Raw genomic sequence first — 15386 nt, 5'->3', positions numbered from 1 at the left:
TTATTACAAATCTTTTATCAGGGCTTATTGCGTATTCATTTTTTGACAAAAAACCATCACTTAACTTCCAATACGCATTGAATACTAATCAAATAACTATATTCGATTAATCGAACTCAGGTTATTTACAAACTATACCATTGATTAAAAGATAAAAACAATTAAATGCTTACAACTTTTTAGCCTAAACTTAAACCCCAAGATGTTTTATAGGAATCAAGAAAACACAAATCTTTTTAATTATGAAATCTGATTTACTTAAAATTCTACAAAATGCAAAGCTTTATCAAATATTTCTATACATTATAATAATTGTATTCATAATAATTATAAGCTTTGAAATAATTCAACTTTTAGGAGAAATAAAAGAACTTGAAGCTGAATTAAAAGTGCTTAAACAAAGCGTAAAATATATGCTTGCAATTAGGCTTATTTAAACATTAGCGTATATGTGGCTTCACTAATTGGCTTTATTTTTAAAATAAATTAGTGAAGCTTCGTATTAGCCTTCTCAATTAATTAACTTTCATGTAAACGTTAAAATGTATATTTGCGAGATAGTATTGTTAAATGAGTAAGCGAAAACCTAAAAAAGATCAACTTTTAAAAAAAATGCTTCATCGTTACCGCTTGGTAATTTTAAATGAAGACACATTCGAAGAACGTATTTCTTTTCAGGTAAATCGATTAAACGTTATTATAATTATTATTCTTTCTTCAATTTTATTAATTGGATTAACTAGTGTTTTTATTGCTTTTACGCCATTACGTGAATATATTCCAGGATATTCATCTACCGCATTGCGGCAAAAAGCTACAGAAATGGCCTACAAAGTTGACTCTTTAGAAATAAAGATGCTCGAAAACGACCAGTATTTAAAATCTATTCGGGCAGCGCTACGTGGAGAGCAAAATTTTACAGAACAAAACGATACTGCTTCTGCTCCTGCAATACAAACCATTAAACCTACTGACATAGATTTTTCGCCTAGCCAAGAAGATTTAGCTCTAAGGGAAGAAGTAGAAGAAGAAGACAAGTACAATGTAATGGAAGAAGCTGTTTTCCAATCTAATTTTAGTTTTTATGCCCCAGTAAAAGGCATCATAACTGCTACCTATGCTATACAAGAAAAACATTATGCGGTAGATATTGCTACGTCTAAAAACGAACCTGTTAAAGCTACTGCAGATGGTACCGTTATTTTTGCAGAATGGTCGGTCGAAACAGGTTACGTTGTTATTATCGAACACCAATTTGGTTTAATTTCGGTGTATAAACACAATGCATCCTTATTAACCCAACAAGGCGATTTAGTAGAAGCTGGACAAGTAATAGCAACTACTGGCGATACAGGAGAGCTAAGTTCGGGTACGCATTTACACTTTGAATTATGGATTGACGGAAACCCCATCGACCCAACTGAATTTATTAGTTTTGAATAATATGTCGTTAAAACAACTTGGAGCTAAGCTTTACGCTAAAATCAGCGCTTATAAAACAGCGGCTTGGGCAAATAATCCTGTTAAAAGCCAAGAAAAAACCTTTGCCTATTTAATAGCCCAAGCCAAAAAAACCAAATTTGGCAAAGACCATGATTTCGACAGCATTCAGCATTATAAAGATTTTCAGCAAAAAATAGCCATTACAGACTACGAAGGCTTACGTGCCTACGTAGATGAAGCCGTAGCCGGTAAGCCTGATGTTCTTTGGCCAGGAAAACCTTTGTATTTTGCTAAAACTTCGGGTACAACTAGCGGTGCAAAATACATTCCGCTTACAAAAGACTCTATGCCTAACCACATCAATGCAGCTAGAAATGCCATTTTAAGCTATATTGCCGAAACAGGAAATGCTAGCTTTGTAGATGGGAAAATGATTTTTTTACAAGGAAGCCCAGAGTTAGAACAAAAAAATGGAATTCACTTTGGTAGACTTTCAGGAATAGTAGCTCATTTTATACCAGCCTATTTACAAGCCAACAGAATGCCGAGTTGGGAAACCAATTGTATACCGGATTGGAACCAGAAAATCAATAAAATTGTAGAAGAAACCGAAGTAGAAAACATGACGCTCATTAGTGGTATTCCATCTTGGGTGCAAACCTATTTCGAAATACTTGTAAATAAACATCAAAAACCGGTAGGTGAAATTTTTCCGAATTTTAGCTTGTTTATTTATGGAGGGGTAAACTACGAACCTTACCGCTCCAAATTTGAAAAACTGGTAGGTAAAAAAATAGATAGTATAGAATTGTATCCAGCTTCTGAAGGCTTTTTTGCATACCAAGATCAACAGGATGTTCGCGGAATGCTTCTTTTGCTAAATGCAGGAATTTTTTATGAATTTATAAAAGCAGATGAATTTTTTGAAGATAATCCTAAGGTATATACCATTGCCGATGTAGAAATTGATGTAAATTATGTAATGATAATTTCAACCAACGCAGGCCTTTGGAGATACAATGTAGGAGATACCATCATGTTTACCGATACGAAGCCTTACCGAGTTGTTGTTTCGGGGAGAATTAAACATTTTACCTCAGCATTTGGAGAGCATGTTATTGCTAAAGAAGTGGAGCAAGCTATACAAGAAGCCAGCCAAAAACACGAAGCAGAAATAAGTGAGTTCACCGTGGCTCCACAAGTTGAACCAACACAAGGATTACCTTACCACGAATGGTTTATTGAGTTTCAAAAAGAACCGCAACACATGCAAGCCTTTATTGATAGCCTAGACCAGTCTGTACAAGACCAAAATAGCTATTATAAAGATTTAATTACAGGCAATATTCTTCGTAAATTGGTCATTACTAAAGTAGAAAAAGATGGTTTTCAAAAATTTATGAAGGCTCGAGGAAAACTCGGCGGACAAAATAAAATTCCACGACTATCTAACGATAGAAAAATAGCCGACCAATTAGAAGAATTTAGCTTAAAATCAACCTAAAATACCCAAGAAATATGAAAAGTTTACCAGATATAACTAGAAGCAGAGCAAGAGAAAGTACCAATGCAATAGAACGTATTTACATTACCATGCGGCATTTATTTATTCGTGGCTTTTATAAACCCATGGGGGTTTCTGGCGAAACCCTACGCCAGTCTTTGCTTACCTTAAGGCCAGAGATTTACGGGTCTATTGCCGAAGAAAAAGTAGAACTTAATGGCTTATTGTACATTATAGAACGACTCCCTATAGGTATAGAAGAATGTAGATTTATTAACTTAACTAGCGACGAAGGCTATTCAGATTCGCATTTTAAAGCCATTGTTCCACCTAAACGAAGAAGAAATTGTTACCGCATAGACGAAGAACAAATGAATATTGAAATTACCCGAGGTCGGTCTGAAATTTACGACATCCTTACGCACTTAACCTTCTTGTTTATAGAGTCGCATAAAATAATGAAACGGGTAATTATAAATGAAGCCGGACATGTAAACAGAGATTGGCAAAAGCTAGAAGAAGCAATTCAGTCTAGTAAAAAACTAAATCAACAACAAATAGAAATTGCCATTACACATACCGCTAACATTTTAGGTAGAACTTTTTTTGAAATCAAACAAGTATATAACAAGTTTGCTACCAAAGATAATCCAAATCAGTTTTTAAACATTATTTACAGTTTAGGAAAGCTCGCTATAGATGAAGAAGTAAAAAACAAAAAACGTGTAATTACCTTTAGCCCTGTATTAAGAGAGCGTTTAGGACACCACATACATGGCGAAGTTTGGGCAGAAACCATTAAAAAAACCTTAGCTAAACATCAACTTTTAAATCGAAAACTACACATTATTAGTGCAAATATGCATTCGGTAATGAATACCTTATACGCAAAAGGAGCTTTAGGTAAAGAAGTGGATGAAAATAATATGCTCTCTACATTTGAAGCCTTAAGCAAGCCCGAGAATAATGCCAAGCGTAAAAAAGTAGAGCAGTATGCAGTAAACCAAGGTATGATTTATATTAAAGATGAAAGCGGGACTAATATTGATGTGCAGATATTCGATTTAAAGAATTTGAAAAACAAAAATTCGCAATTTCAAATTGAAGACAACCAAGAAGATGTGCTTATTGTTATGGATTATGCTTTTGGCGAACAAGCCTACGAAACTATAGATGAATTATTGAAACCTATAAAATTAGACAGTGAACGTAATTTTATGAATGTAGATTCTGTTTCAATTATGGGAAAAGCAGGCATTCTGCAAGGAGGAAAAGGCGATTTAATGATTCCAAATGCGCACTTATTTGAAGGCACAGCCGATAACTACCCTTTTACAAATGAGCTAAAAAAAGAAGATTTTGAAGGTCAAGGTTTACAGGTTTTCGATGGAGCAATGGTAACCGTCTTGGGTACTTCCTTACAAAATAAAGATATTTTAGAATTTTTTCATAAATCTTCTTGGCGCGTAATTGGCCTCGAAATGGAAGGTGCGCATTACCAAAAAGCTATTCAAGCTTCTGCTATGCTGCGCTACAATATCAGCAAAAATGTAAAAGTAAGATATGCTTATTATGCTAGCGATAATCCTTTAGAAACGGGAAGCACCTTAGCCTCGGGCGGTTTAGGTACAACTGGTGTAAAACCTACTTACCTAATTACTGAAAAAATATTAGCTCAAATTATTAACTAACAAACTACAATTATGAAATATGCATTAGTAACGGGTGGCGCAGGCTTTATTGGCGCTAACTTTTTAAACTATCTGGTTCCCAAACAAGAATTTCACTACGTAAACCTAGACAAATTAACCTATGCCGGGAATTTAGAAAATGTTTTAGTAAGTGATGCAGAAAACTACACTTTTGTACAAGGTGATATTTGCGATAAAAATTTAGTAGAAAAATTATTTGAAAAATACCAATTTGAGAAAGTCTTTCATTTTGCTGCTGAATCGCATGTGGATAATTCCATAAAAAATCCAGAAGCCTTTATAGAAACTAACATTACAGGAACCTTCAACCTATTGCATAAAGCCTTTAGTTTATGGATGAATGGTCCGTTTCAACTAAAAGAACAATTTAAAAATGCGCGTTTCCTTCATGTTTCTACCGATGAAGTTTATGGAACTTTAGGTGAAACTGGTTTATTTACAGAAGAAACACCCTACGCACCTAACAGTCCGTATAGTGCATCAAAAGCTTCTTCAGACTTTTTAGTAAGAAGTTATTTTCACACCTACGGAATGCCTGTAGTTACCACCAACTGCTCCAATAATTATGGCCCACATCAACATGAAGAGAAGTTAATTCCTACTATTATTCGAAAAGCTTTGGCTAAAGAGCCTATTCCTATTTATGGCGATGGCAAAAACATTCGAGATTGGTTGTATGTACTAGACCACTGTAAAGGAATTGAACTTACCATGAATACTGGTAAATTAGGCCAAACTTACAATATTGGTGGACGCAATGAGCGAACCAATATTTACATAGCTCAAAAAATATGTGAATTGCTAGATGTAAAGCAAGCCAGAGCAGACCAACAATCCTATACCGATTTAATTACCTACGTAAAAGACAGACCTGGCCATGATTTTAGATATGCCATCGATGCATCTAAATTAGAACATAATTTAGGCTGGAAAGCCGCAGAGAATTTTGAATCTGGTATAGAAAAAACTGTAGATTTTTATATAGAAGTATTCAAGAAAAAACAATAAATATGTATCCTAATCAGCGTTTTAGAAGATTAAGAACCAATCAAGCTATTCGAGATTTAGTAAGTGAAACAAGCATAAGTCCAAACGATTTTATCGTGCCTTTGTTTGTTGTTGAAGGCGAAAATATAAAAGAAGAAATTCCTTCTATGCCCGATTATTACCGAATGAGCTTAGATATTTTAAGCAAAGAAATTAAATTGATTTGGAACATGGGTCTAAAATCGGTTTTAGTATTTGTAAAAGTAGAAGAGAAATACAAAGATAACAAAGGTATAGAAGCTGTTAACCCCAAAGGCTTAATGCAACGCGCCATAGACACCATTAAACAAACTGTACCCGAAATGCTAGTTATGACCGATGTGGCATTAGATCCTTACTCTATGTATGGTCATGACGGAATTGTAAACAACGGAGTAATTGACAATGATTTAACCAATTCCTTTTTAGCAGAGATGGCTTTAAGCCACGCCAAAGCAGGTGCAGATTTTGTAGCTCCAAGCGATATGATGGATGGCCGAATTAAAATTATGCGTAATCGTTTAGAAAAAGAAGGCTTTCACCATACCGGAATTATGAGTTATTCAGCCAAATATGCATCGGCTTTTTATGGCCCATTTCGAGATGCTTTAGATTCGGCTCCAGTAGATGTGAAAAATATTCCAAAAGATAAAAAAACCTACCAAATGAATCCTGCTAATCGCAAAGAAGCCATTAAAGAAACCCTAGCCGACATTGAAGAAGGCGCGGATATAGTTATGGTAAAACCTGGTCTATGCTATTTAGATATTGTACGCGATATAGCCAATACAGTAGATGTTCCTGTAGCGGCATACCAAGTTAGTGGTGAGTATGCAATGCTAAAAGCAGCTTCAGAAAAAGCTTGGTTAGACCATGATGCCGTTATGCTCGAACAATTATTAGCCATAAAACGCTCAGGAGCAAGTTTAATAGCTAGTTATTTTGCTAAAGATGCTGTAAAATTACTTTAATTTTATGCTTCAAGTTAACCAAATTGGCTTTGCTTACACTCAAGAAAAATCTACCCTAAGCAACATTAGTTTTCAAGTTGAACAAGGTCAACATGTAGCCATAATAGGCGAAAGCGGTTGTGGAAAAAGCACCTTGTTACACTTGCTTTTTGGAAATTTAGATGCAAATGAAGGTGAAATTTATTGGAACAATACAAAAGTGCTCGGCCCAGCTTTTAATTTAATTCCTGGTTTGGATGATGTAAAATTACTAACTCAAGAATTCGATTTAATGCCTTTTACAAGTGTTGAAGAAAATGTAAAAAAACATTTATCTAGGATGTATCCTGAAAAAAATGATGCCATTTGTAAAGATTTATTAAATACCGTAGATTTAAGCGCATTGGCAACTACAAAAGTGAAGTTTTTGAGTGGTGGACAAAAACAACGTGTTGCTTTGGCACAAGCCTTGGCCAAAAAACCAAAGTTATTGCTTTTAGATGAACCATTTAGCCACATTGACCAATACAAAAAAAACAAACTGAGAAGAGATTTGTTTGCCTATCTTAAAAAAGAAAAAATTACCTGCTTATTTGCAACACACGATGTAAAAGACATGCTATCCTTTTCAGATCAAACCTTGGTTATGTATAAAGGAAGATTGATAGATTACCGCTCGCCAGAAGCACTTTACGAACAGCCTAAATCTTTAAAAGTAGCTTCTTTGTTTGAAGAAACCAATTTAATTCCCGGCCAATTAATGGGAGGAAACTCAACGGAAAATTATGTGGTTTATCCACACGAAATCAAGCTTAATGCTTCAAACAAAAACTTAGAAGCTAAAGTGAAAAATTTATATTTTTTAGCCGATCGGTATTTAATTGAACTCGAATTACAAAACCTTAGGGTATTTGCTTATCATAATAAACCCATTTCCGTTGGTAAAAAAATAGCCATTAATTTTTCAGTAGAAAATTGGGAAAAGCGTAAAATTACGCCTATTCAGAAATAAGCTAAATACACAAAAACCAATACTAAGCAAAGCTTTAAACTAAAAATTCATTTTAGTTAAATATACGAATTACATTTCCGTTTTCTTCAACGCGGTAATTAAACAAACCAAATTGTAAATTTCCATCTTCTAAAGGTTGCCCATCTATTAAACTGTAAGCATTCGGTGTTTCGCAGGTACTTTGCCCAACTAAACCCTGTATTTGTAGGCGAGTACAACCCCTTGGTATTTCGTTGGGGTCAGATGCATCCCAGGCTAAAATGTTTGGCCCAGCATTGACCACAATAATACCATCGTTACCTTGGCCACCAAAATAAATAGCATTACCCGGAAAATTTAAACTGTTGTATTGTGGCAGGTTGGTATTGATCGTAACATCAATTCTTAAGTCTAGTAAAAAAGGGTTTTCTCTACGAACATCATCATCTGCACAGCCAAAACATAAGACCATAATTGAAAAAAGTAAAAGCATTTTCTTCATAAACCAATAATTAAATATATACCGACCAAATTACAAGCTTATATTACATTAAGCTTTCAGCGGTAAAAATGAATATTAAAAACAAAATTACTACATTTGTAATTGGAATCCTGCTTTGGCGGGATTCTTTATTTTTTATATATTAAACGATGAAGTTATGAGTAAAGTATCTTATTATACAGAAGAAGGCCTTAAAAAATTAAGAGCTGAATTAGACCAACTTCGCGACGTAGAGCGCCCAAAAGCTTCGCAAGCAATTGCTGAAGCTAGAGATAAAGGAGATTTAAGTGAAAATGCTGAATACGATGCAGCTAAAGAAGCACAAGGCATGCTAGAAATGCGTATTTCTAAATTAGAAGAAGTAGTGGCCAATGCCCGTGTAATCGATGAGTCGCAATTGGATACTTCTAAGGTGCTTATTCACTCTAGTGTTAAACTTAAAAATATGGCTAATCAACAAACCGTAACCTACAAATTAGTTGCACAAAGTGAAGCCGATTTAAAATCTGGGAAAATCTCTGTAGACTCCCCTATTGGCAAAGGTCTGTTGGGCAAAAAAGCAGGCGATACGGCAGATATTGTTGTTCCAAATGGAAAAATTAGCTTCGAAATTTTAGAAGTTAATCGGTAATTCTCTGCTCTAAATTCTTCATAAGCTTGATAAAATTATCAAGCTTTTTTTATGCTTTCTGTTTTTGAATTTTATGCTGGTAATAAAAAGCAGGCAACAAAACAATTACAAATATCGGTTGAATTAAAAAACGTCGAATATAAAAAAGCAGGCTATATAATTCAGGTTGAAGTTGATTGACCACAACTATTTTCATCAACATTAATAAAACAAAGGCAACTGTATAAAAAAATACAGAAAACTTAATAACAGACTTTTTGGGAAATGCAATGTAAATAGCAAATAAGCTAATTATAGTATTTAAAAAATACCGAAAAGCCGTATTTAAATATAAGCTGAATTGTTGAATTTCTGGGGGTTGTTTTTGCAGGTAATTTTCTTTATAAAAATCAATAAACGGATCGTTAAATAGTTCGGATTGAAACATTCTAATCAATGCTAGCAATATAAAACAAACTATAATTAAACCTATTTTAAGCGATTTGTTCATTTGGGCTAGGTTCTGGGTTTTGGTATTGCTTTACCCAAAAAATCCAAAGTAAAAATACAACACCATAAATAAAAATTGGAAATAAGATTTCGTGAAGAAAATCGGTATAAGCTGGGTAATAATAAATACCCAAAGTAATAAGGGCAATCCGCAAAACGTTTAGCGTATAAATTAATACACTTCCACCAAAAATAAAAAGTAATGTTTTTTTCCATCCTGAAAAAAAAGCCAATACAAAAGATAAAAACAAAATAATTACGCTAACCGCATTACAGCCTTCAATAACCTGTATAACTGTACGATCTTTAATACCTATTCTAATCGATTTATTTTTAGGATAATCCAAACTAAATGTTTCGTAACCAAAACCTTGCAGTGTGCTTTTGGTTTGTTCGGCAACTAAAGCTGTAATATAATCTGGAAAATAGGCACTAGATTCACTTAAATGCAAGTATAATTTGTAAACACCAGCCAGCATAAGATAGCTCCCAAAAAAAATTGCAAGAAATTTAAGAACAGCTTTATTTTTTTGAATAAATGAAAACTTCAATTGAATAGATTTAAAATAGTTTAACAAAAATAGGGAATTAAAAAAAACTACTTCGGGTGAAATATCAATACTTTTGCAAAAAAAAAAATTGGAAAAATTATATACAACTCTAAATAAGCTTTTTGAAAGCAATTTAAATTTTAACGAGCTACTAACTCGTATTTGCGAAACCTTAAAAAAAGAAGTTGAGCATTACGATTGGGTCGGTTTTTATTTTAAAAATGGCAATAAAAAAGAACTAAAATTAAAGGCATTTGCAGGCTTGCCCACCGACCACGAAATAATTCCTTTTGGAAAAGGCATATGTGGTCAAGTTGCAGAAAGCCATCAAAATTTTATTGTAGATAATGTACATGCGCAAGACAATTACATAGCTTGTAACATTAATGTAAAGTCTGAAATTGTAATTCCGCTTTTTTATAACGAAGAAAATATTGGTCAGATAGATATAGACTCGAATACCTTAAATGCATTTACCAAAGCAGATGAAGAACTGTTAACTTATGTAAATAAAAAAGTAAGCAACTACATTAAAGCCAAAAATACCTATCCTATATTTAACTAACATTTTTTGAAGTTACATTCAACACTGTTGGCTTGTATTCGGGTACGATGGTTTTTAATACCTGAATAGCTAGTTTAGTTTCGCAGGACTTTATACTTTCGGTTAAATCTTCAATTAATTGATAGTTTTCGGTATCAAATTTAAAAGATGATTTAGCAATTAATATTTTTTGATGATGAGTTGGTTGTGTATTTTCTTTATCAGCCAATAATTCTTCATATAATTTTTCGCCTGGGCGTAGCCCACTAAAAACAATTTCAATTTCTTCATTTGGCACATAACCCGATAAACGAATCATTTGTTTGGCTAGTTCTATAATTTTAATTGGGTTACCCATATCAAACACAAATATTTCGCCACCTTTACCCATAGCACCTGCTTCTAGTACCAATTGGCAAGCTTCGTCGATAGTCATAAAATAACGTGTAATTTCTGGATGTGTAACTGTAACCGGGCCACCAGCTTCAATTTGCTTTTTAAAAAGTGGTATTACCGAACCATTAGAGCCTAGGACATTTCCAAAACGTGTTGTAATAAACCGTGTAGAGTTAAGTTTATTTCGACTTGCTGATTGTACATAAATTTCAGCACTCCGTTTAGACGCACCCATAATATTAGTTGGATTTACAGCTTTATCTGTCGAAACAAACACAAAGCGATTTACTTTGTATTGTTGCGATAAATCTACTAAGTTTTTAGTCCCCAAGTAATTTACCATTAAAGCTTCAATAGGATTGGCTTCCATCATAGGGACATGTTTGTAAGCAGCACCATGAAAAACCACTTCGGGAGCATAACTCTCAAAAACATGCTTTAAACGAGTTAAATTGGTTACATCTGCAATTACTTTTTCGTAATTTACATCTGGATACTCTTTATCTAAGCAAACACTCATGTGGTGCAATGGCGTTTCAGCTTGATCCAACATAATAATTTTTTTAGGCTTGAATGGAATAAGCTGTCTAACAATATCACTTCCTATAGATCCGCCTGCACCGGTTACTAGAATCACCCTCGACTCGTATAAACTCTTTAGATTTTCTTTGCTTAACTTAATTGGATTTCGCTGTAGTAAATCTTCTAAATTTACTTTTTTAATTCCAGTAGAAATCGATTTATCATCCCAATCTTGAAGTTCGGGGAGTTTGTAAATTTTCAAGCTGAGCTCTAAAAGTTCATTGATAATATTGTTGCCCGAAAGGCTTAACTCTTGAAGCTTTTCGGCAGATACAATTACACAAGTGCCTTTTTTTGCTTTATCTTGAAGCTCTTTTAAACTGTGAATAGGTAGCGTAAATATTTTTGTTTTTTTAGGCTTATCATTTTCAGAAATAAAACCAATTATTTCAAATTTTTTCTGTGTGTCCGAAATAATGCTTTCTGCTATGGCAACATCGGTTAATTCTGTTCCTAAAATATAAGCACTAGAAGTACTTTTTGAAGATTGAATAATTTGGTACGCACGCTTTACAACGATTCTAAAAAAATATAAAGATGAAAAAGCTATAAAACCATAGACGATTACACCTGCATCTACAATAAGCTTAATGTTGTAAATTTTAAATATAATTTGATTGATTATTAAAGCCGTAATTACTGTAAATAAAGTGGTTTGCAATTGTCTAAATGCATCTTTAAAACCTGTGTAACGCACAATACCAGCGTAGGAATTGAAAATAAAAAAATAAAAAAATTGAATTCCAAAAATGATAAATAACTCCTTAGAGAAATTTAGAAAATACAAAGTTTCAGCATGAGGTTGAGCACTACCAATTAATAAGAAAGTTAGCTGTAAAGCTAAAAATACAATGGATGAATCGATAAGTAGAATTACTGATCTAGGAACATAGTTTTGAGACAGCTTCCTAAAAATCTGTAACACCAATAATTTAATTTTTCTCAAAATGGATTACTATAGTTAGTTTTTGTCGAAAAAATTCGGATAATTTTCTCTACAAAAATCGAAAAAAAAACTTAGTATACAAAAAATATGTTAATTTTAACTTACTAAACATGAATATTTTATGATCTTAATATATTCTACTATCATTATTTGAAAACAATAATGTTTTAAAATTTTATCTTATGATTTCCGATTTTATCGACTTACTTTTTCCGAAAATATGTGCAGCTTGTGATGCTGCTTTACTAAAAAATGAAGTTTGTATTTGCACGCAATGCAGGAGTCAGCTTCCTTTAACATTGGATTATAAATCTGAAGAAAATGAAACAAAAAAAACCTTTTATGGCAGAATTCCTTTAGAAAAAGCATCATCGCTTTTTTATTTTGAAAAAGCAAGCAGCGTTCAAAACATAGTACACGATTTAAAATACCGAGGCAACACACAAGTAGCAGAAGTTTTAGGTAAATGGCATGCTTCACTTTTAAAAGAAGCTGGATGGTACAATACATTTGATTGGGTAGTGCCAGTTCCTATACATAAAAAACGCCTACGCGAACGTGGTTATAATCAAGTAGATTTATATGCTGATGCTTTCGCTAAAATTTTAGGCGCAAGCTGTAAAAAGAATATTTTGCAGAGAAAAGCTGTAAGCAAAACTCAGGTTTTTAAAAACAGATTATCTAGGGGTAAATTAAATATAAAAGATTTTTACTTAGTAGATAACAGCTTGCTAAAAAGCCCCAAACACATCTTATTGGTAGACGATATTATTACCACTGGAGCTACTTTACAAGCCTGTAGCCATGAGTTACTTAAACTAAACAACGTAAAGTTAAGCATAGCAAGCATGGGAATAGTAAAATAACATTTTGCTTGCTATGCCTATTGTATTATTTAAAATTGGCTTTTTGTTTATTTAAAAAAGCAGTTGTTCCTTCTGTAAAATCTTCGGTTCCAAAAGCTTCACCAAAAGCCTTAATTTCACTTTCAAAACCATTTACTCCATCTATATATCCATCGTTAATTGCCTTAATAGCAGCTTCGATAGCTTGTAATGAATTTCCTAGTATTTTTTGAACAACAGCATTTACTTTTTCATCTAGCTCTTCTAACTCACAAACGTGGTTTACCAAGCCGTATTGTAAAGCTTCTTCAGCAGAAATCATTTTAGCCGTCATGATCATTTCCATAGCTCTTCCCTTCCCTACGAGTTGTGGCAATCGTTGAGTGCCACCATAACCAGGAATTACACCCAGCGAAGTTTCTGGCAAACCTAATTTTGCATTCTTACTAGCAATTCTAAAATGTGCTGCCATAGCCAATTCTAAACCACCACCCAATGCAAAACCATTTACGGCAGCAATTACAGGTTTTGGGAAATTAGCAATATAATCGAACACTAATTCTTGCCCTTTAGCGGCTAAATCTTCTCCTTCTTTTTCACTGTAATTGGCAAACTCGGCAATATCTGCTCCAGCCACAAAAGCTTTTTCTCCCGTTCCGGTTAACACAATTATTTTTACACTTTCGTCTGCTTTTAAATCGGTTAAAGCTTCATGGATTTCTTGTAAGGTTGCTCGGTTTAAAGCATTTAATTTTTTAGGTCGATTAATGCTTAATTTTGCTACTTTATTTTCTACTTGTAAACTAATGTTTTGGTAATTCATATATCTTATTTTTTAGGTAATTCTATTGTAAAGGTTGTTCCCTTATTGGGTTTGGTAACAAAACGAATGTTTCCTTTATAGTTTTCTACGATGTTTTTTACCATTCCTAAACCCAAGCCCATTCCACTTGTTTTAGTAGTAAATTTAGGCTCAAATATTTTGTCTTGATGCTCGTTTTTAATTCCTACACCATTGTCTGAAACACTTACATACACATAATTATGATCTTGATGAATTTGAACCACTACTTTCGGACTTTCTTTTTCTGCAGTTGCTTGAATGGCATTTTTTAACAAGTTAGTAATTACTCGTATTAACTGAGTTTTATCGAACTTGATATAAATGTTTTCTTCAGGGGTTAAAACCTGTATGTTTTCTTCAGAAAAAATTCCTGTTGCTAATTTAATGGTTTCGCAAGCATCGATTAATTCATTTTGCTGCGCTGGCATTTTTGCAAAACTAGAAAACGCAGAAGCAATTGAGCTTAAAGTATCGATTTGTTGAATTATTTTTTGAGTAAATTCGTGCAGTTTTGCAATAGCTGCATCATCGTTAGGCTTAAATCTGCGGTCAAAATCTTGAACCGTTAATCGCATTGGGGTTAACGGATTTTTAATTTCGTGGGCTACTTGTCTTGCCATTTCTCGCCATGCTTGTTCACGTTCAGATTTGGCTAATTTTACGGCACTTTCTTCAAGTTCATCTATTACTTGATTGTATGCATTTATAATCGGTTTTAACTCAACACTTAACTTATCTGTACTAATTTTTTCGTTGCTTTGGTGAAATTTAGTTTGGGTTATTCGTTGTCCAACTAATTTTAAGGATTTAGTAATGTAGTTAGATAGCAAGTAGGCAATTGCAATAGCTGCTAAAAACATTAATACGTAAACCTGTAAAAGCAACTTAAAAAATTCTTTTAAGTTGGCATCTAAAAACCCATCGTCTTCTATAAACGGAATGTTAACAATGCCAATGGGTTTAAAATACGCGTCGGTAATTAATGTATACAAAGATTGGTAACGTTGCCCATCGAGCTTAAAATCTACTACAACTCGTTTGTCTGGCGCGTTTTCTAACTGTTCTAAAATGGAAGGATTTATGCTCAAATTAACTGTGTCTTGATGCAAATTTGATGCATAAGAAGATTTTATAATATTTCCTTTTAAATCGTAAATATCAATTTCTTCGTTATGTATTTCTTGAATTTCATAAATACGTTCTTTAAAAATTAAATCTAAACTTTCGGTGTTTACAGGGTAGTAAGTTTTTCTGAAAATATATTGAATATTAGATTTAATGGCTTTTTCTTTACGTTCTAATTTATCAATATGCAAGGCTTTGGCTTCTTCTCGATACTGATAAATGGTTACAGCAGCAATTAAAACTGAAGCTGCTAGTACGAGCAGAAGCATCGATAAAAAAATACGTATACGTAAAGAAGTTTTCAT

At 33.3% G+C, this 15386-nt stretch carries 16 protein-coding genes and 1 pseudogene; 11 read left to right on the top strand and 6 right to left on the bottom strand.

The genetic code is table 11. The features are described from left to right. The 8 genes and pseudogenes from IEV63_RS13185 to IEV63_RS12515 all read left to right on the top strand — a co-directional run. A pseudogene (locus tag IEV63_RS13185) lies at positions 1 to 110 on the top strand (IS982 family transposase); the annotation flags it as partial. 132 nt (positions 111 to 242) lie between these two features. Then, entirely contained in the window at positions 243 to 437 is a 195-nt protein-coding gene (locus IEV63_RS12545) for a hypothetical protein (protein WP_188407158.1), read from the top strand. Positions 438 to 570: 133 nt separating this feature from the next. Continuing rightward, positions 571 to 1443, top strand: coding sequence for a M23 family metallopeptidase (locus tag IEV63_RS12540; protein ID WP_188407157.1), 873 nt, complete (start codon positions 571 to 573; stop codon positions 1441 to 1443). A 1-nt stretch (position 1444) separates the two neighbouring features. Continuing rightward, entirely contained in the window at positions 1445 to 2947 is a 1503-nt protein-coding gene (locus IEV63_RS12535) for a GH3 auxin-responsive promoter family protein (protein WP_188407165.1), read from the top strand. Between the two features lie 14 nt (positions 2948 to 2961). Further along, positions 2962 to 4638, top strand: coding sequence for a DUF6909 family protein (locus IEV63_RS12530; protein WP_188407156.1), 1677 nt, complete (start codon positions 2962 to 2964; stop codon positions 4636 to 4638). Positions 4639 to 4650: 12 nt separating this feature from the next. Next, positions 4651 to 5667: a dTDP-glucose 4,6-dehydratase gene (rfbB, locus tag IEV63_RS12525; RefSeq protein ID WP_188407155.1), complete on the top strand. Its 1017-nt coding sequence runs from the start codon at positions 4651 to 4653 to the stop codon at positions 5665 to 5667. 2 nt (positions 5668 to 5669) lie between these two features. Then, positions 5670 to 6656, top strand: coding sequence for a porphobilinogen synthase (gene hemB / locus IEV63_RS12520; RefSeq protein WP_188407154.1), 987 nt, complete (start codon positions 5670 to 5672; stop codon positions 6654 to 6656). Between the two features lie 4 nt (positions 6657 to 6660). Further along, complete coding sequence (locus IEV63_RS12515) at positions 6661 to 7647, top strand: ABC transporter ATP-binding protein (protein WP_188407153.1); 987 nt, start codon at positions 6661 to 6663, stop codon at positions 7645 to 7647. Positions 7648 to 7699: 52 nt separating this feature from the next. Here IEV63_RS12515 and IEV63_RS12510 read toward each other — a convergent pair whose 3' ends face one another. After that, positions 7700 to 8128: a hypothetical protein gene (locus tag IEV63_RS12510; RefSeq protein ID WP_188407152.1), complete on the bottom strand. Its 429-nt coding sequence runs from the start codon at positions 8126 to 8128 to the stop codon at positions 7700 to 7702. 157 nt (positions 8129 to 8285) lie between these two features. Between IEV63_RS12510 and greA the strand changes: the two genes are divergently transcribed. Next, on the top strand, positions 8286 to 8759 hold the full coding sequence (greA, locus tag IEV63_RS12505; RefSeq protein ID WP_188407151.1) for a transcription elongation factor GreA: 474 nt from the start codon (positions 8286 to 8288) through the stop codon (positions 8757 to 8759). Positions 8760 to 8808: 49 nt separating this feature from the next. Here the strand turns inward: greA and IEV63_RS12500 are convergent, their stop codons facing one another. Both IEV63_RS12500 and xrtF read right to left on the bottom strand, forming a co-directional pair. Continuing rightward, on the bottom strand, positions 8809 to 9249 hold the full coding sequence (locus tag IEV63_RS12500) for an exosortase F system-associated membrane protein (protein WP_188407150.1): 441 nt from the start codon (positions 9247 to 9249) through the stop codon (positions 8809 to 8811). Next, the gene (gene xrtF / locus IEV63_RS12495; protein ID WP_262890068.1) at positions 9233 to 9799 is read right to left on the bottom strand and encodes an exosortase family protein XrtF; all 567 of its coding nucleotides are present in this window, start codon (positions 9797 to 9799) and stop codon (positions 9233 to 9235) included. The genes IEV63_RS12500 and xrtF overlap by 17 nt, the downstream gene beginning before the upstream one ends. An 88-nt stretch (positions 9800 to 9887) precedes the next feature. On the opposite strand from xrtF, the gene IEV63_RS12490 reads away from it, so the two are divergent. Beyond that, on the top strand, positions 9888 to 10364 hold the full coding sequence (locus IEV63_RS12490) for an XrtF-associated fRMsr-like GAF protein (protein WP_188407149.1): 477 nt from the start codon (positions 9888 to 9890) through the stop codon (positions 10362 to 10364). Here IEV63_RS12490 and IEV63_RS12485 read toward each other — a convergent pair. After that, positions 10357 to 12267 (bottom strand): polysaccharide biosynthesis protein, encoded by a 1911-nt coding sequence (locus tag IEV63_RS12485; protein WP_229737257.1) that lies wholly within the window; start codon positions 12265 to 12267, stop codon positions 10357 to 10359. The two genes, IEV63_RS12490 and IEV63_RS12485, sit on opposite strands and share 8 nt — an antisense overlap. Before the next feature lie 182 nt (positions 12268 to 12449). Here IEV63_RS12485 and IEV63_RS12480 point away from each other — a divergent pair, with 182 nt between their 5' ends. Further along, positions 12450 to 13133: a ComF family protein gene (locus IEV63_RS12480; protein ID WP_188407148.1), complete on the top strand. Its 684-nt coding sequence runs from the start codon at positions 12450 to 12452 to the stop codon at positions 13131 to 13133. A gap of 25 nt (positions 13134 to 13158) precedes the next feature. On the opposite strand, the gene IEV63_RS12475 is transcribed toward IEV63_RS12480, so the two are convergent. Both IEV63_RS12475 and IEV63_RS12470 read right to left on the bottom strand, forming a co-directional pair. Next, entirely contained in the window at positions 13159 to 13935 is a 777-nt protein-coding gene (locus IEV63_RS12475; RefSeq protein WP_188407147.1) for an enoyl-CoA hydratase/isomerase family protein, read from the bottom strand. A gap of 5 nt (positions 13936 to 13940) precedes the next feature. Then, the gene (locus IEV63_RS12470; RefSeq protein WP_229737256.1) at positions 13941 to 15386 is read right to left on the bottom strand and encodes a sensor histidine kinase; all 1446 of its coding nucleotides are present in this window, start codon (positions 15384 to 15386) and stop codon (positions 13941 to 13943) included.

The sequence above is a fragment of the Psychroflexus salis genome (assembly GCF_014640175.1).
Lineage (GTDB): Bacteria > Bacteroidota > Bacteroidia > Flavobacteriales > Flavobacteriaceae > Psychroflexus > Psychroflexus salis.
This window is presented reverse-complemented; position numbering and strand designations above follow the sequence as displayed.